Raw genomic sequence first — 17,077 nt, 5'->3', positions numbered from 1 at the left:
GGGAGGGACTAAGAATGAAAGTTGTCATTTTAGCCGGGGGTTATGGCACTCGAATTAGCGAGGAATCCCATCTTAGGCCTAAACCGATGATTGAAATCGGCGGCCGGCCCATTCTATGGCACATCATGAAAATTTACTCTTCGTATGGCTTTAATGATTTCATTATTTGTTTAGGATATAAAGGTTACTATATAAAAGAATATTTTGCGCATTATTACTTGCATGAATCCGACGTTACCTTTGATTTCAAGAATAATAATCAATATGTTACCCATGAACATACGGCCGAGCCATGGAAAGTAACTCTTGTTAACACGGGAATAGATACGATGACTGGAGGCCGGTTAAAGAGAGTTCAAAAATACTTAGGTAATGAGCCTTTTATGCTAACTTATGGGGATGGAGTCGGCAGTGTAGATTTAGGAAAACTATTAGAGTCTCACCGTAAGCAAGGGAAAGTTGCAACCGTGACATCCGTCCAACCGGGCGGCAGATTCGGTGCGTTGGATTTAGGACAGAACAATCAAGTAAATGGTTTTCAAGAGAAACCAAAAGGCGATGGAGCATGGATTAATGCCGGCTTCTTCGTATTCGGTCCGGAAATATTCGATCATATCGCAGGAGATTCTACGATATTAGAGAGAGAACCCTTAGAAAGGTTGGCATCTAATAAGGAATTGATGGCGTTTAAGCATGACGGTTTCTGGCAACCAATGGATACCCTCAGGGACAAAAATTATTTGGAGGACTTGTGGAAAGAGGGGAAAGCACCTTGGAAGCTATGGGAATAATTGATACGACATTTTGGAAGGGCAAAAACGTTCTGATTACCGGCAATACCGGTTTTAAGGGCTCCTGGCTTTCATTGTGGCTTACTCGACTTGGGGCAAACGTAACGGGATATTCACTGAAACCGCCAACAACACCGTCCTTGTTCGAGTTGACGGGAAATCATAAGTTGTATGAGACATATTTTGAGGATATTAGAGATCGTGAAAAGTTGAGGAACGCGGTCCAACTGGTCAAACCGGAAATTGTGTTTCATATGGCAGCCCAACCGCTTGTAAGAGCCTCTTACAAAGACCCAGTAGAGACATTCACGACGAATGTTCTGGGAACAGTCTATTTGCATGAGGCTTTACGTGAATACAATGGCGCCAAGGTATTCATTAACGTAACCACTGACAAATGCTATGAGAATAAAGAATGGCTTTGGGGCTATCGCGAAAATGAGCCGCTTGGCGGACACGATCCATATTCCAGCAGTAAAGCTTGTTCAGAGCTAGTTACTGCATCGTACCGCAGCTCATTTTATGATCAAGAGAATAGCGGTATGCAAATTGCTTCGGCAAGAGCCGGAAACGTAATCGGCGGCGGCGATTGGGCAGAGGATAGACTCATCCCGGACTGTGTAAGATCCCTTCTGAATAACGAGAAAATAATAATAAGAAACCCGCATGCCATTCGTCCGTGGCAGCATGTATTAGAACCCTTGAGCGGATATATGGTTTTAGCTCAGAAGCTTTACATGGAAGGAAAAACGTATGCCCAGGCTTGGAACTTCGGCCCCGACGATGAGGATGCGAAACCGGTAAAATGGATCGTGGAGCAGTTGACTGAAAAATGGACGGATAATCAAGGCTTTGAACTAAATCATGCGGATCATCCTCATGAAGCGCACTACTTAAAGCTAGATTGTTCGAAAGCGAAGTATATGTTGAACTGGAGACCAAGGTGGTCATTAAGTGCAGCCATCGACAAAATTATTGACTGGAATATCGAATATAAGAACGGACAAAATGTACATAGTATTTGCTCTAAACAGATAGATGTTTATATGAAATCTCTATGAGAGGAGAACGACAATTGAAAGTATCCGACTATATTGTCGATTTTATCTCCAAGAAGGGAGTATCGCATGTCTTTGAATTTATTGGCGGTGCGATCGTCCATTTAATCGACTCAATTGCGTTGAGAGATGACATGAAAACGATATCCGTACGCCATGAACAGTCTGGAGCATTCGCAGCAGAGTGCTACGCGAGAATTAATGGTAAACTTGGCGTTGCAATGGCGACTAGCGGGCCAGGCGCATTAAATTTGGTTACCGGAATCGGCAGCTGCTATTTTGATTCGGTTCCATGTTTATTTATTACAGGGCAGGTAAACACCTATGAATATAAATTTGATCGTCCTGTAAGACAGATTGGATTTCAGGAGACAGATATCGTAAGTGTAGTGAAGAGCTTGACTAAATACGCGGAGATGGTTGTTGAAGCGAATAAGATTAGATTCCATTTGGAAAAGGCCGTATATTTTGCGCAATCGGGAAGACCTGGCCCTGTTCTGCTGGATATTCCAATGAATCTTCAACGGCAAGATGTCGATCCCGAGCAATTGGAGAGTTTCTTCGACAGTACGGAATATAAAGAAATTGTTCAATCGGAAACCTATCGCAAAGCTGTGCCTGACGATCAAATTCAACTAATTATTAGACTCATTCAAGAAGCGAAGCGTCCAATAATTCTAGCAGGCGGGGGAATTCGAACGGCTAACGGACAGCAACAATTTGAACATTTCGTTAATAGGACTAACATTCCTGTTGCCTGCTCTCTGATGGGCCTTGATGTGCTTCCGCATACTCATCCGTCATACGTCGGCTTAATTGGTTCGTATGGGAATCGTTACGCCAACATGGCTCTAGCTAATGCTGATTTCATTCTTATTCTAGGCTCCAGACTGGATACAAGGCAAACAGGAACGAGACCGGATACTTTCGGAAGAGCAGCCATAAAGGTTCATATAGATGTCGACGCGAATGAGTTAAATGCAAAGGTAAATACGGAAGTCGTCATTCACGCCGAATTAAAGGATTTCTTGGATCAGATAAACGGAGCTATCGCTAATCATGATTTTATAGCCCCGACTGCGTGGAATGAAAAAATTCAGCAATTTCGATCAAAGTATTCAGAGCTACCGGACCAAGGTACGAATAACACAATCGACCCTAATCGATTTATGGAGATGTTATCCTCGAACTGCAACGAGGGCGATATAGTTTGTTTGGATGTCGGACAACATCAAATGTGGGCTTCTCAATCTTTTCATTTGAAGGAACAACAACGATTGATTAATTCCGGCGGTATGGGGGCAATGGGTTTCGCTATACCGGCAGCGATAGGCAGTGCATTTCTGACCACGAATAATGTCATTGCCATAGTGGGCGATGGAGCCGTCCAACTCAACATCCAAGAACTGGATACGATTAAGCGCTACAAGTTGCCGATTAAAATATTCGTTGTCAATAATAATTCGCTAGGAATGGTAAGGCAGTTCCAAGAGTTGTACTTCGATGGCCGCAAGCAGTCTACCGTTTATGATGCACCAAATTTCTGCAACATTGCTATGGCCTACGAGATCGAATCATTTAACATCATTAATTGGAGCGAAGCGGAAAGAATTGTTCAACAGGCTCTCAATTGTAAGGGTCCGGTGTTGGTGAATGTCGAGGTATCTAAAGATTCAGCAGTAAATCCGAAACTCGTTGTTAATCGACCAATCGAAGACATGTACCCGCACTTGGATCGTGAAGAATTACGGGAGATGATGCTCATCGACCTTGTTGAGGAAGTGGATGTACCAAAATGAGCCATACCCTGAAAACGGAGCCGATTTGCATTTCCATATTGGGAAGCACTAGCCATGTCGCTAAAAACATTATCTATTATTTCGGACAAGATGGCCGTTATCGCTTGATATTGTTCGCTCGTTCTACTGAACGAGTGCAAGACTTTTTAGCGGAAACCCAAATGGAACTAAATTTGATTGAAGTGCGCCCTTATGAAGAATTTGATAAGGGTTTCTACGATGTCGTTATCAATTGCGTGGGAGTAACGCAGGGTAACGTATTAAATGATCAACCGAATGAAGTTTTTCAGGTGGGAGAGAAGTATGATAACTACGCCTTGAAGTATATTAAGGTACATCCTGCTTGTCTGTATATTCATATAAGCAGCGGAGCGGTGTATGGCGGTTCGTTCGAAAATGCGGTGAATTCTCGATCACAAGCTATCATTAATGTCAATGAACTAAAGAATTCAGATTACTATGGGATTGCAAAGCTGTATATCGAGGCGAAGCATCGATCCTTAAACCATTTAAATATTGTAGACTTGAGGGTTTTTAGCTTCTTTAGCAGGTTTATCGATTTAAACTCAAGCTTCTTGCTGTCCGACATTATTAATTGCTTGAAGAAGAATGAAGCCTTGAGCACAAACAATGAAGAGTTGGTTCGGGATTTCCTTCACCCTCTAGATTTAATAAACATGATTCAAAGCTGTGTTCATACAAGAAGATTAAATGAATCTTTTGATCTTTATAGTAAAAGTGCGATCTCTAAATCAGAGATTTTGAACTTTTTCCAGGGAAAGTACGGTTTGCAAATCGAGTCATCGCAGGTCCAGTTGGGCAGTTCAGTCGGCGGCCAGAAGAGAAACTATTTCTCTGAAAATAACTCGGCTACAAAAGTCGGGTATTTTCCTCAATACAGTTCGCTAGATTGTATTCGTGATGTAGCTGCGGTGCTGCTATTTAAACTAAAAGAATAAACGAGGTCTATTTCCAATGAAGCTCATCAGTATCGTAACGCCTTGTTACAATGAAGAGGAAAACGTTGAGGAACTGTATTTTCAAGTAAAAGCGATATTCGATACGCTAAATGGCTACGAGTACGAGCACATCTTTATAGATAACGCCTCTAAAGATCGCACCGCATCCATTCTGAAAAAAATAGCGATGCAAGACTCACGCGTAAAGGTAATTATTAATTCGCGTAATTTTGGTCACATCCGCTCTCCATATCATGCGTTGCTGCAAGCGGCGGGGGACGCCGTTATTCTTTTGGTTGCTGATTTGCAAGACCCTCCGAAGATGATCGTTGACTTTATTAGAAAATGGGAAGAGGGCTACAAAGTTGTTCTAGGGGTTAAACATCAAAGCGAAGAATCCAAATCGATGTTTTTCATCCGGAAGATGTACTATAATTTTATCAATAGAGTTGCCGAAATAGAGCTTACTAAGAACAATACGGGATTCGGGTTATACGATCAAAGAGTTATAGAAGTACTAAGAAAAATCGATGATCCCTATCCTTATTTTAGGGGGCTGATATCGGATATTGGCTTCGAAAGTTACAAAATCGAGTACGTTCAACCGGCACGAAAAAAGGGAATCACTAAAAACAATTTTTATACGCTGTATGATATCGCAATGTTGGGAATTACCAACCACTCAAAAATCCCGCTTAGGTTGGCAGCTCTACTCGGCTTTGTTATGTCAGGATTAAGCTTTCTGGTAGCGGTAATTTACTTTTCAGCGAAGCTAATATTCTGGAATTACTTCACGGTTGGGATGGCTCCGTTAATTATTGGTCTGTTTCTGTTCTCCTCCGTTCAGCTGTTCTTTATCGGAATTATTGGCGAGTATATCGGTTCAATTCATACACAAGTGCTCAAAAGACCCTTGGTCATCGAGAAGGAACGAATCAATTTTCATGATTCTTTGAAATCTTTCGAGCCGGCAGGGAAAGAAATTAGCAGTGAAGCAGATATCCAAGAGGCAAACAAGAAAGTGAATGTAGGAGTGTAAGGCTTGTCTTTATCGCAAATGAATTCGAATGGGGATACAATATGGCTCGACGGCAAGAGAGTGGGAGCTCGCAAAACACCAGTTCTTTTCTAAAACAGAAGATAGGGCACTTAAAGCTTCGACATATTCTCTACGGCGAATGGGAAGCCTATTTGTTTTGGATTGTCAAATCGATCCCGGGTATTCCTGGTTTCGTGCTGCGCACTCTGGTAGCCAAGGTGTTGTTTAAACAATTGTTTGGGATGGCTTATATTCAGCCTAATGTGGTGTTCGTGTATACCAATCGGTTAAAGGTCGGCAAATCGTTCGGCGTAAATAGCGGAACATACATCAATGCCATTGGGGGTATCGATATCGGGGATTACGTACTTTTAGGCCCGAATGTCACCATCTCGTCCGGTATTCATCCCATCGAAGCAAGATACCCTCCAATCTTTACCCGCCCGACAGTTCCTAAGCCGATTGTCATTGGAAATGATGTGTGGATTGGAGCAAACGCCGTGATTATGCCAGGTGTAACCCTTGGCGAAGGAACTGTAGTAGGGGCAAATGCAGTTGTGACCAGAGATACGGAGCCCTATTCGGTAATGGTAGGCGCACCAGCGAGGAAGGTTCGGAATCGATGACCATTCTGACCTTGCATCGCAAATCTCTACCCAGTTGTTAAGTTTCTTTATTTCAGTAGACCGTATCATCTCTCTTTAGGGTTTCTTCAATCGATTTCGTGTGCGACCCAGTAAGGGGTTATCCAATATTTTTGCTTTTTTGGTAATTTTTCTATCCCTATCCGCAATTTCTTGCTTCAAGTCCTCGATCCATCTATTAACTTCCTCTTGATGGCGAAGCATTGTTGCTATGCTCTCATCTCGCTTGTTACTCTCTTGTTTTAATGAATTAATATAGTTATCTTTTTCTGCAATAATATTGTTTTGAGACGGCGCAGATCAGCCTGCAATAGGGCCGTTGTGCGAACTTCTGTGTAGGGCTCTTAATGATTGGTTTGAGAGTCCCCGGTATGCTAGACTTGCTATGTATCCATCACTTTTGGCAGCCTTCATGCTGTAAAATCCGGGAGGAATACGATGATTCTATCTGTCGAAGTATGCTATGTTTGCGGGGAGCTCGCCAACTTTACAATTGAGGACAACGCCACCTTGTTGCGGGAGGCTACTTGCAGTCACTGCCATGCGAGTATTCGAAATTCGGATACGGCTAAAATCCTGATGTTAGCAGTCACCGGAAGAGATATCCCGCTCCTACATGGAGTCGACTTGCTCGCCTCCAAAAAGATATCGATCTTGGAAGCGCAAGCGAGCGGCGCCATTCACCGCGTATTAAAAGATTATCCCTATTACACTTGCTTTGAATTTATAGACAGTACCGAGCCAGGGGTGATTGTCAATGGTGTCATGAGCAATGACTTGCAGCAATTGTCATTCAATGACGAGTCGTTCGACATCATTATCAGCCAGGACGTGTTCGAACATATCGAGCAGCCTGAGCTTGCACTCGCAGAGCTGAATCGCGTGCTCAAGCCGGAAGGCTGTCACGTCTTTACCGTCCCCCTGCATGAAACCTCGCCTACCCAATCGAGGGCGAACTTAAGACCGATATTCCACGGAGATGCACTTCGGGCGGGCGGAGCCCTTGTGTACACCGACTGGGGGACCGATCTCCCTGAAATCACGTCGCGCTTCGGGATGGAGACCAAGCAATGGAACCTCCACGTTTTTTATCAACCAGCTGAGATTACGAATGTGGACATTAGCTATTCCGACTATCTGACAACCGATCCGCTGTACTATTATCGCTACAACTCCATCGTTTTCGAATCTCGGAAAAAAGCGCGTGTGCATTCGGAAATACGCAGCGTCAGCAAGCTACAGTTGCTTCAATTCGAACCGAATGCCATTGTGGCAGGCGTCCCGTTTAATGTTCAATCCTCCGGAGACAGCGCCATTTGGGCGCTTGCGCAAAACCTGACGAGTACGACGGTCATGAAGATCGACGATGTCGCGCTGGTTAGTCATGCGAACGTAGAAGAAAATCTTATAACCGCTGTTGTCCCTGCATGGCTTTACACATTCAAGGGAACGCACACCCTGTACCTTTACGATTCCGCAACAAAGCAAAAATCGAATGGATTGCCCTTTATCGTAAGCGAAAATAAGCAGGTGCCCGACATCAATATCGTCCAATTGCAGCAAGAATATATTAATCTGGCCAAGAAGCTCCACCTGTCAAAGACAAACATGAGCGAGCTTACATTCGAAGGATGGGGTATGGCGACCAATCACCAGCTCCCCTGGGATGACGAATATCAGTGGGAGACCTTCCGAACCGCGAGCGAAGATATTAAAAGAAGGTTCAACTTCGGCTTGAAGGCAGATACAGGCATCCATGCGGGCAACGCGGATCATCTGCTCTGGCGACATTGGGTCGTAGCTTTCGTCATTCAATATGCGCTGGAATTTACGGAAATTAATCATACAAGGTGCAATTTCGTAGAATGCGGAGTAGGAGACGGCATGTCCGCCTTCTTCGCGCTTCGCGAATTGAATCACTTCGAGCAAGAATGTCCGTCATTCGACTATAGAATGCACCTTTATGACTCTTGGGGGATGATACTAGGCGACAATCTCCCTGATAGCGAACATTCGATGCTCGGCAAATACAGAAATAATTCATTTGAACGGGCGCAAATGAACCTTGCTGAATTCGAACCTCGCATCGAGTATCATAGAGGATACATTCCGGACACCCTGACGGAGTCAATCTCCCCGATTTCCTATCTCCATATCGACCTGAATTCGGCGCAAGCTACCATTGAAGCATTAGGGTTCTTCTATCCTTCATTGCAAGCAGGAAGCGTCATTCTCTTCGATGATTACGGATGGCTACCGCACGCAGAGACCAAATCGGCAATTGATCGTTTTCTGGCGGATAAACCCGGTAAGCTATTGAAGATGCCCACCGGTCAAGCGATATTTTATTACCGCACACCGTGATAGGAGATTAGTACAATCAGATTGTGACTCTGGGCGAGCGTCTGTTGGGCTCGAATTCTTCGCCGCCAGAGGCTATATAGTTTACGGAACGGGAGTGTTGCAATTTATGTCAGATGATTTGCTGAAAACCATCGATCAACTATCTCCTGCCCAATTTATGGAGCTCTGCGATAAGTTTTTTGGTGTTCTCTCGAAAAATTATATGAATAGAGTGCCTGGCGTTTATCATCCTGATAATCGGATTGTGGAATTAGCCCAAAAGAGAAATCTTATATGTCTACCTGCTCATTTTTATTCTCCTGTTCCGACAAAGGAAGAGATTCGTGATTATAGAAATGATGAATATAGTACTGTTGGAATTGGCTGGAATGATGCTGTTCAATTATCCTACCTCAATGCATGCAAAAACATACAGACGGATCTGCTTTCTTGCTCGATTGATCAGAAGAATGAATTCGAATTTTACTGGAATAATAGTTCGTTTTCGCACTCAGATGCCGCTTTTTACTATTCTCTAATTCAAATTAAGCATCCGAAAAAAGTCATTGAAGTGGGTGCCGGAAATTCCACTAAGTTGGCAATCTCATCATTATTAAAGCAGGAGTCTAATGTTAGCAACATTCTATCGATCATCGAGCCCTATCCGTCAAACGAGTTAAACAGTATCGCCAAAAAAAACAAGGTTGAAATTATTGAACGCAAAATTCAAGATGTACCCATTGAATATTTCGCTCGACTTGAAGAAAATGATATTTTATTTTACGACGGTTCCCATGTATCCAAATTTGGTAGTGATGTTAATCATTTTATTTTCAATATCCTCCCTACTCTTAAAAGCGGTGTGCTTATTCATATCCATGATATCTTTTTACCGAATGAGCTCCCTTCTAACTGGGTAGATGAACTTAATCTCTTTTGGAATGAGCAATACGTTTTGCATGCTTTTTTAATGTATAATGAGAGTTTTGAAATCGTATTTTCCTCTAGGTACTTGGCTACTCACCATAGAAAAGAAATGGACGAAGTATTAACAGCGCCATTAAAGCATTTGGGTAATTGTGGAGGAAGCATTTGGATCAGAAGGAAATAGAAATTCGAGTGATTTGATAATATTCTCAAAATAAAAAGAAGCCTACCTTGGTAGAATGGAAGTGTCCAGCAACCATTTAACGGGAGGGCTTCTTTTTGCAGCTTCAACGATCTTCATCGCTATTTTCTTAGTTCTTTTATTTCATGTTGGAGTGCTACGACACTCTCATCGCGAATACTTACTTCATGTTGAAGGATTTCTACCCATTTTTTTAGTTCTGTTATTTCATTTACAAGATGCTGCATGATTTCATCTCTTCTATTTGTTTCTTGAATTGAGCTTGTAAGATCTATGCTTAATTGTTTATTCTCTCTCATACAACGTTCAATTATTAGATCCCGTTCTACAACATTATTTTTTAAGTCCTCGATCCAGTTGTTAATTTCGTCCTGATTTCGGAGTATATCAACAATGCTGCTGTCTCGTTTGTCTACTTCTTTTTTTAAGGCGTCAATATATTTGTCTTTCTCAGCTATGATGTTATTGTGCGTTAATGGGAAAATGATATCATGTTGCTCCTCTGGTAGTGCCCTATCAGAACATATTGCAATAAAAAAGGATGAACTTTCAGGAGTGTAAACGTGATCGTCAAGAAAGAATACTCCCGTACTTACCGGAATGCTCGTCGTTTGGCGAATATAGATACCTTTAAGAAGGTCTTGAGCAAAAATCTGAACATAATTAAAGTGCCCCCGTAGTATTTCAACAAATTCTTGTAAATAGTATTCCTTGACGTGATAGGGATTTTCATAATTCTCCAAGGCGTCAGAATACAACTTTTTATTAGGGGTGGAGACGATAAAAATTCCAGAAGGAACTAAAGCATTCTTAACGGACGTGAGATACTTCTCCACTTCGTCGAGGTGTTCTATCACTTCAAACGAAGTAACGGCATCGAATTTATGTTCAAAGGACATATGTTTGCAGTCACCGACTGCGTAAGTTAAATTGGGGGCTGGATAACGATGTACTGCATATTCAATTGCTTCTTTTGAAATATCAATCGCCGTAATGGATTCGAACGATTTTGATAACTCGAAAGAGCCATAGCCGCTTCCGCATCCGGCATCTAGGAGATGACGAGTATACGGTTTGAGATATTGTGCAGCAAATAGGTACCTAGTGATATGTTCGTTGTAGAGGTCATCTGTGACCATGCCTTTAATTACACGTTCTCCTGTAAATTCCACTTCAATCCCCCCTTACATTTCTTTTTACAGCGGTTTTAAATCTTCTTGCGTGAGAGTAAACAAGGGAGAGGGATGCGAAAGCCAACCCAATGTTGCATATTGTCATTCTAGCAAATATCATAAAGAGATTGTATCCTCAATAATGAGCCCAACACAATGAACCATGCTTTTTTCGTTGACATGACCATTTTATAAATCTAAATTAGTTTTAAGTTGGTAGTGGATTACACATATTGTCAGTAAGTTTTCAGTGAGGGAGTAGAATGAAAATGAAAGGTATTATCCTAGCCGGGGGGACAGGTTCCAGGCTATTCCCCTTAACCAAAGTAACGAATAAGCATCTTTTGCCTGTTGGCAAGTACCCTATGATTTTTCACGCAGTTGCAAAACTGAAAGAGGCCGACATAACGGATATTTTGATTGTCACAGGTAAGGATCATATGGGCGATGTTGTAAATTTGCTCGGAAGCGGCTACGAAATGGGAGTTACGTTTACCTATAAAGTACAAGACGAGGCCGGTGGCATTGCTCAAGCTCTAGGGTTAGCTGAACATTTTGTCGGAGATGACTCGATGGTCGTTATTCTGGGCGACAATGTATTTTCCGATAGCATTGTTCCGTTTGTGAATAACTATATTGAGCAGGGCGGCGGTGCAAGGATTCTCTTGCAAGAAGTGTCCGATCCGAAAAGATACGGAGTACCCGAGCTTGACGGCAACAAAATTGTATCCATTGAAGAAAAACCTAGTCATCCGAAGAGTCAGTACGCTGTGACAGGCATATATATGTTTGATGCAAAAGTGTTCGATGTGATACGTACCTTGAAACCATCGGGGCGTGGAGAGCTAGAGATTACCGATGTAAATAATGCCTATATTGCTGCAGGACAATTAAAATATGACATTCTGCAGGGCTGGTGGACAGATGCCGGAACTCATGCTTCGCTTACGCATGCCAATGAATTGGCAAAAGATATTGTATTCGGAGAAGAGTTCGGAGTATTAAAGCTATAGAGGTGAAATAAAAATGAAGGCTATGTCAACAAAGCTTCACGGCGTAAAGATAATTGATCCGGTTGTACACGGCGATCACCGGGGTTTTTTTATGGAGTCCTATAATTCGAGTCGTTTTATCGATAACGATATCCATAATGTATTTATTCAGGACAATCACTCCTTATCCGCCGAGACTGGGGTGCTTAGAGGGCTCCATTACCAATTGAACCCGAAAGCTCAAGCGAAATTGCTGAGAGTCGTGTCGGGAGCAATCTACGATGTTGTCGTGGATATTCGTAGAGGATCACCCACATTCGGACAATGGGAAGGGTTTATATTGTCCTCTTTCAACAAACGCCAGTTGTTTGTTCCGCAAGGCTTTGCTCACGGATTTTGCACGTTAGTGCCTAATACGGAGGTTCTATATAAAGTGGATGAATGTTATTCTCCTGAACACGACCGTGGCATCGCATGGAATGATCCGGCGTTGGGCATTGATTGGCCGCTGGCAAACCCCATATTGTCCGAAAAGGATTCCAAACATCCATTGCTGGCCCATGCGGAAATCAACATCCAGTATGAAGGGGGATTAACACAATGAGAATTCTCGTAACCGGCGGTGCCGGATTCATTGGAAGTAATTTTGTTCATTATGTTATGAGTCAGCATCCGCAAGATGAGATTATCAATATCGATAGCCTCACTTACGCCGGAAATCTGGAGAGCCTGAAGTCCGTTGATGCTAATCCCAATTATAAATTTGTTAAAGCCGACATTACAGATCGGGAAGCGCTTGAGCCGAGCTTTGCAGCGGACATTGACGTTGTCGTGAATTTTGCTGCTGAGTCGCATGTGGATCGGAGCATACTTGATCCTGGCGTGTTTGTGCGCACCAACATTATGGGGACGCAAACCCTGCTTGATCTATCGAAGCAATACGGAGTCGCCAAGTATGTTCAAGTTTCCACAGATGAAGTGTATGGAACGTTGGGCGATACAGGATTGTTTACCGAGACTACGCCGCTTCAAGCAAATAGCCCCTATTCTGCAAGCAAAGCCGGCGCGGATTTGTTAGTTCGTGCCTATCACGAGACATTTGGCCTACATGTAAACATCACTCGTTGCTCAAATAATTATGGTCCTTATCAGTTTCCCGAGAAACTGATTCCGCTAATGATCCAGAATGTGCTGGCTGACAAGCCGCTTCCGGTATATGGGGACGGATTAAACGTGCGTGATTGGTTGTATGTCGAGGACCATTGCAGCGCTATTGATCTGGTTATTCGGAAAGGGTACAGTGGTGAAGTATACAATGTCGGCGGCAATAACGAAAGAACCAATATTCAGGTAGTTCAGACAATACTGAATGAGTTGAATAAGCCCGAATCGTTGATCAGCTACGTGCAAGATCGGCTGGGCCATGATCGCCGTTATGCGATTGATGCTGACAAGATCCGGAATGAATTGGGGTGGGAGCCGAAATACAACTATGAAACAGGTATTCGCGAAACTATCCAATGGTACTTGAATAACCAAGACTGGATGGAGAGCGTTCGGACTGGAGCTTATCAGCAGTATTATCAATTGCAGTACGGACAGCGTTTGGGAGGCTAAACGATGGGTAAAGACAAGACGACGATTCTTGTTACGGGGGCTAGTGGCCAATTGGGACAAGAATTGGTCAGACTGAATGACGATCTCATTCATGTGATTGGCTGCGGACGGGAACAGTTAGATGTCACAAACCTGGTTCAATGTCGTGAAGTTGTTTCGGAAATTCAGCCGTCCGCCATTATACATGCCGGGGCTTATACTGCTGTGGACAAAGCTGAGACGGATGTAGATGAAGCGTATCGGGTCAATGCAATAGGCACCCGGAATTTGGCCCTTGCTTCACGAGAGCAAGGGTTAAAGCTTTGCTATATCAGTACCGATTATGTGTTCGATGGAACGTCGGTTCTACCTTACAATGAATATGACAACACCAACCCGAAATCGGTCTATGGAAAATCCAAGCGGGCCGGAGAGATGATGGTTCAGAGTTTAAGCAGTCATTATTTTATTGTGAGAACTTCTTGGGTATACGGGCAATACGGAAACAATTTCGTTAAAACCATGTTGAAACTTGCGGCTGAGCGGGACTCGGTATCCGTTGTTCAGGATCAAAAGGGTTCACCTACTTATACCCTTGATCTGGCGCGTTTTTTAATCGATTTGATAAAGACTGAAGCTTACGGAATATACCATGCAACCAATGCTGGCGCATGTACATGGTATGAATTCGCACAGGCCATATTTGAGGAGATCGGCAGCCCGATCCGTGTCGAGCCTTGTTCGACGTCTCAATTCCCACGCCCTGCGCCACGTCCGGTTTATTCGGTGATGGACCACTCCGCAATCCGACAAAACGGGTTGCAAGATTTACGGCATTGGCGTGAGGCTTTGACGGACTTTTTGAAGGACAGGGCGATATGAGCGAACAGCTTAGCGTCACAATCTGCATTGTAACCTACAATAGCGCGAATGATATTGAAGCATGTCTCATAGCGGTTAAGAACCAGACGTGGCCTGCAATCGATATTGTTATTGTGGACAATGCTTCAAGGGACAACACGGTTGAGATCGTTTCATCGATGATAGGGGAAACTCGGGTTTTTCGAAATGAGAATAATACTGGGTTTGCAGCAGGGCAAAATTTAGCGATTGCTCAATCCAATTCACCCTATGTGCTGGTACTTAATCCGGATGTCGTGTTGGAGAGAGACTATGTTCGAAAATTAGTCGAAAGAGCTGAATCAGATTCTTCAATCGGAAGCGCGACTGGATGTTTAACTTTCATCTCCAATCCGGAACGCATTGATTCGGCAGGAATGGAAATCAATGAGATGAGACGGGCTTCAGAGAGAGGCGCGGGCAGATCGGTGCAAGAATTTCAGGTAGCAGAAGAGGTCTTCGGCGTGTCGGGAGCGGCGGCTCTATACTCTCGAAGAATGATTAATGCTATTTCAATTAACGGACAATTTTTTGACGAGGACTTTTTTGCCTATAAAGAAGATGTTGATGTGGCATGGAGGGCCCAGCTTCTCGGTTGGAAAGCTTGGTACGAACCTCGCGCTAAGGGCATTCATGGTAGAAATTGGGGATCAAGAAAGGACCGGAAGCACATTTCCAGAAAAGTGCGTCAGCATTCTCATCAGAATAGATATTTGATGATCCTGAAAAATGAACAATTTAATCTAAGCTGGTGGAGCCGATTACCTAAGCTGGTTCTATACGAAGTTGCACTTCATGGCTATTTGCTTGTTCGAGATCCGGGAGTGTTGATTGGCTGTATCCGAAATCTGGTACGACTAGTGCCATCTGCATGGAACAAACGAAGAAAAATACAAGCACTCCGCCAGTCCTTCTGATTAGATTCCTACATTTTCCCCGACCATCCAAAATGTAATACGCCTTGAAGAGGATCAGTCGAGCCATAATAAGTGTATCAACTTTCAAGGAGGAATGGATCATGGCTAGAAGGAGCAACAGGCTTGTCGTACCCGAATGTGCTAATGCGATTAATCAAATGAAATACGAAATCGCATCCGAGATAGGTGTTCAGATCGGTCAGCATGGGCAAGGCTTGGATACGGAGTTTGCGGGAGAGTTGGGGAGCATAGGGGCAGCCGGATTCGGGCAAGCTTATCTTGGTAACATCTCCTCGCGGGAAGCGGGATCTCTTGGCGGGGGTATTACGAAGCGATTGATTCAGCAGGCACAACAGACACTTCTATAAATCGGGTGGAGTACAGTGCAAAGCTGGGCGCCTGTTTATTGACACTATCCGACACTTCCGGTATCATTATTTATCGAAGGTTTATTCCTAACAGCCTTTTCCAATTGGGAAAGGTTGATTTTTATATGTGGAGGTTGGAGACTTTGTCGATTAAAGGCAGGCATCTCTTCACATCCGAATCGGTCACGGAAGGCCATCCGGATAAAATTTGCGATCAGATTTCTGATGCGGTGTTGGATGCATTTTTGGAGGCGGACCCTTATGCACGTGTAGCCTGTGAGGTTTCCGTAGCGACAGGACTTGTACTCGTGATCGGCGAGATCAGCAGTAAAGCCGATTTTATCGATATTTCCGCTATTGCACGTCGCACGATCAAGGAGATCGGATATACTCGCGCGAAGTATGGCTTTGATTCCAGCACCTGCGCAGTTCTAACCTCGCTGAATGAACAGTCCGCGGATATTGCGCAAGGTGTTAATGCCGCTCTTGAATCCCGTGACGGCAAAGACATTCAACAAGAGAATGAAGACATCGGTGCAGGCGATCAAGGTTTGATGTTCGGTTTCGCGACGAATGAGACACCTGAACTTATGCCGCTACCGATCGCGCTGGCTCATCGTCTGTCTCGCCGTTTGTCGGAGGTTCGTAAGAACGGTAAGCTCGCTTACTTACGCCCAGACGGAAAAACTCAAGTTACGGTACAATACGAGGACGGTAAGCCGGTGCGTGTTGACACGATCGTAGTTTCTACTCAGCATGCCGAAGATATTACACTGGAGCAAATCCAGCAAGATATTCGCGAGCATGTTATTTACCCCGAAGTTCCGGCAGAGTGGCTGGATGCGGACACGAAGTTCTTCATTAACCCGACGGGGCGTTTTGTTATTGGCGGCCCTCAAGGCGATGCTGGACTGACGGGTCGTAAAATTATCGTTGATACTTACGGCGGTTACGCGCGCCACGGCGGCGGTGCATTCTCCGGTAAGGATCCAACAAAGGTCGACCGTTCCGCGGCTTACGCGGCTCGCTACGTTGCCAAGAACATCGTTGCTGCCGGTCTTGCCGACAAGTGCGAAATCCAGCTTGCTTACGCTATCGGTGTAGCTAGCCCGGTTTCCATTAACGTTGATACGTATGGTACAGGTAAAGTTTCCGAAGAGAAGCTTGTTGAATTGATCAAGAGCAACTTCGATCTTCGCCCTGCTGGCATCATTAAGATGCTTGATCTGCGTCGTCCTATCTACCGTCAAACGGCGGCATATGGCCACTTCGGTCGCACGGATGTTGAGCTTCCTTGGGAGCAACTGGATCGGGTTGAGGCCTTGAAGCAAGGGGCTTTGGCGTAATAAAAATCATCGACAATTCACGAG

General features: G+C 44.0%; 16 protein-coding genes. 15 read left to right on the top strand and 1 reads right to left on the bottom strand.

The window, feature by feature from the left end; all coding sequences use genetic code 11:
• The first annotated feature begins 14 nt into the window (after positions 1 to 14).
• The 8 genes from rfbF (at position 15) to J4772_RS33385 (ending at position 9,744) form a co-directional block, all read left to right on the top strand.
• Entirely contained in the window at positions 15 to 791 is a 777-nt protein-coding gene (gene rfbF / locus J4772_RS33420; protein WP_209073178.1) for a glucose-1-phosphate cytidylyltransferase, read from the top strand.
• Positions 782 to 1,852 (top strand): CDP-glucose 4,6-dehydratase, encoded by a 1,071-nt coding sequence (gene rfbG / locus J4772_RS33415; protein ID WP_209077595.1) that lies wholly within the window; start codon positions 782 to 784, stop codon positions 1,850 to 1,852. The genes rfbF and rfbG overlap by 10 nt, the downstream gene beginning before the upstream one ends.
• 14 nt (positions 1,853 to 1,866) lie before the next feature.
• A complete protein-coding gene (locus tag J4772_RS33410) occupies positions 1,867 to 3,648 on the top strand; it encodes a thiamine pyrophosphate-binding protein (RefSeq protein WP_209073177.1) in 1,782 nt (593 codons plus the stop codon).
• Positions 3,645 to 4,607 (top strand): NAD-dependent epimerase/dehydratase family protein, encoded by a 963-nt coding sequence (locus tag J4772_RS33405; RefSeq protein ID WP_209073176.1) that lies wholly within the window; start codon positions 3,645 to 3,647, stop codon positions 4,605 to 4,607. Before J4772_RS33410 ends, J4772_RS33405 begins: the two co-directional genes overlap by 4 nt.
• 16 nt (positions 4,608 to 4,623) lie before the next feature.
• Complete coding sequence (locus J4772_RS33400) at positions 4,624 to 5,646, top strand: glycosyltransferase family 2 protein (protein ID WP_209073175.1); 1,023 nt, start codon at positions 4,624 to 4,626, stop codon at positions 5,644 to 5,646.
• A gap of 41 nt (positions 5,647 to 5,687) precedes the next feature.
• Positions 5,688 to 6,272, top strand: a complete 585-nt coding sequence (locus tag J4772_RS37430) for an acyltransferase (protein WP_209073174.1) — start codon at positions 5,688 to 5,690, stop codon at positions 6,270 to 6,272.
• Positions 6,273 to 6,728: 456 nt separating this feature from the next.
• Positions 6,729 to 8,654: a methyltransferase domain-containing protein gene (locus tag J4772_RS33390; protein WP_209073173.1), complete on the top strand. Its 1,926-nt coding sequence runs from the start codon at positions 6,729 to 6,731 to the stop codon at positions 8,652 to 8,654.
• Between the two features lie 106 nt (positions 8,655 to 8,760).
• Positions 8,761 to 9,744, top strand: a complete 984-nt coding sequence (locus J4772_RS33385; RefSeq protein WP_209073172.1) for a class I SAM-dependent methyltransferase — start codon at positions 8,761 to 8,763, stop codon at positions 9,742 to 9,744.
• Between the two features lie 119 nt (positions 9,745 to 9,863).
• On the opposite strand, the gene J4772_RS33380 is transcribed toward J4772_RS33385, so the two are convergent.
• Positions 9,864 to 10,934 carry a class I SAM-dependent methyltransferase gene (locus J4772_RS33380; RefSeq protein WP_209073171.1) on the bottom strand — a complete coding sequence of 357 codons (1,071 nt, stop codon included), beginning with the start codon at positions 10,932 to 10,934 and terminating at the stop codon, positions 9,864 to 9,866.
• A gap of 269 nt (positions 10,935 to 11,203) precedes the next feature.
• On the opposite strand from J4772_RS33380, the gene J4772_RS33375 reads away from it, so the two are divergent.
• The 7 genes from J4772_RS33375 to metK all read left to right on the top strand — a co-directional run bounded on the left by J4772_RS33375 (position 11,204) and on the right by metK (position 17,053).
• Positions 11,204 to 11,947, top strand: a complete 744-nt coding sequence (locus J4772_RS33375; RefSeq protein WP_209073170.1) for a sugar phosphate nucleotidyltransferase — start codon at positions 11,204 to 11,206, stop codon at positions 11,945 to 11,947.
• 13 nt (positions 11,948 to 11,960) lie between these two features.
• Positions 11,961 to 12,530: a dTDP-4-dehydrorhamnose 3,5-epimerase gene (gene rfbC, locus J4772_RS33370; RefSeq protein ID WP_209073169.1), complete on the top strand. Its 570-nt coding sequence runs from the start codon at positions 11,961 to 11,963 to the stop codon at positions 12,528 to 12,530.
• Positions 12,527 to 13,543, top strand: coding sequence for a dTDP-glucose 4,6-dehydratase (gene rfbB / locus J4772_RS33365; RefSeq protein WP_209073168.1), 1,017 nt, complete (start codon positions 12,527 to 12,529; stop codon positions 13,541 to 13,543). Before rfbC ends, rfbB begins: the two co-directional genes overlap by 4 nt.
• Before the next feature lie 3 nt (positions 13,544 to 13,546).
• Complete coding sequence (gene rfbD, locus J4772_RS33360) at positions 13,547 to 14,404, top strand: dTDP-4-dehydrorhamnose reductase (protein ID WP_209073167.1); 858 nt, start codon at positions 13,547 to 13,549, stop codon at positions 14,402 to 14,404.
• Positions 14,401 to 15,339, top strand: a complete 939-nt coding sequence (locus J4772_RS33355) for a glycosyltransferase family 2 protein (protein WP_209073166.1) — start codon at positions 14,401 to 14,403, stop codon at positions 15,337 to 15,339. Before rfbD ends, J4772_RS33355 begins: the two co-directional genes overlap by 4 nt.
• 101 nt (positions 15,340 to 15,440) lie before the next feature.
• On the top strand, positions 15,441 to 15,707 hold the full coding sequence (locus J4772_RS33350) for an alpha/beta-type small acid-soluble spore protein (protein ID WP_209073165.1): 267 nt from the start codon (positions 15,441 to 15,443) through the stop codon (positions 15,705 to 15,707).
• 143 nt (positions 15,708 to 15,850) lie between these two features.
• Positions 15,851 to 17,053: a methionine adenosyltransferase gene (gene metK, locus J4772_RS33345; protein ID WP_209073164.1), complete on the top strand. Its 1,203-nt coding sequence runs from the start codon at positions 15,851 to 15,853 to the stop codon at positions 17,051 to 17,053.
• The last annotated feature ends 24 nt before the right edge of the window (positions 17,054 to 17,077 follow it).

This window comes from Cohnella sp. LGH (assembly GCF_017671885.1).
In the GTDB taxonomy this organism is placed as follows: Bacteria; Bacillota; Bacilli; order Paenibacillales; family Paenibacillaceae; genus Cohnella; species Cohnella phaseoli.
The sequence above is the reverse complement of the archived record's forward strand: the minus strand, read 5'-3'. Positions and strand labels throughout refer to the sequence as shown.

Bases quoted from the DNA above. Each gene is read 5' to 3' on its own strand.
- rfbF (WP_209073178.1), top strand. From the start codon at position 15: ATGAAAGTTGTCATTTTAGCCGGGGGTTATGGCACTCGAATTAGCGAG.
- rfbG (WP_209077595.1), top strand. From the start codon at position 782: ATGGGAATAATTGATACGACATTTTGGAAGGGCAAAAACGTTCTGATT.
- J4772_RS33405 (WP_209073176.1), top strand. From the start codon at position 3,645: ATGAGCCATACCCTGAAAACGGAGCCGATTTGCATTTCCATATTGGGA.
- J4772_RS33400 (WP_209073175.1), top strand. From the start codon at position 4,624: ATGAAGCTCATCAGTATCGTAACGCCTTGTTACAATGAAGAGGAAAAC.
- J4772_RS37430 (WP_209073174.1), top strand. From the start codon at position 5,688: ATGGCTCGACGGCAAGAGAGTGGGAGCTCGCAAAACACCAGTTCTTTT.
- J4772_RS33390 (WP_209073173.1), top strand. From the start codon at position 6,729: ATGATTCTATCTGTCGAAGTATGCTATGTTTGCGGGGAGCTCGCCAAC.
- J4772_RS33385 (WP_209073172.1), top strand. From the start codon at position 8,761: ATGTCAGATGATTTGCTGAAAACCATCGATCAACTATCTCCTGCCCAA.
- J4772_RS33375 (WP_209073170.1), top strand. From the start codon at position 11,204: ATGAAAGGTATTATCCTAGCCGGGGGGACAGGTTCCAGGCTATTCCCC.
- rfbC (WP_209073169.1), top strand. From the start codon at position 11,961: ATGAAGGCTATGTCAACAAAGCTTCACGGCGTAAAGATAATTGATCCG.
- rfbB (WP_209073168.1), top strand. From the start codon at position 12,527: ATGAGAATTCTCGTAACCGGCGGTGCCGGATTCATTGGAAGTAATTTT.
- rfbD (WP_209073167.1), top strand. From the start codon at position 13,547: ATGGGTAAAGACAAGACGACGATTCTTGTTACGGGGGCTAGTGGCCAA.
- J4772_RS33355 (WP_209073166.1), top strand. From the start codon at position 14,401: ATGAGCGAACAGCTTAGCGTCACAATCTGCATTGTAACCTACAATAGC.
- J4772_RS33350 (WP_209073165.1), top strand. From the start codon at position 15,441: ATGGCTAGAAGGAGCAACAGGCTTGTCGTACCCGAATGTGCTAATGCG.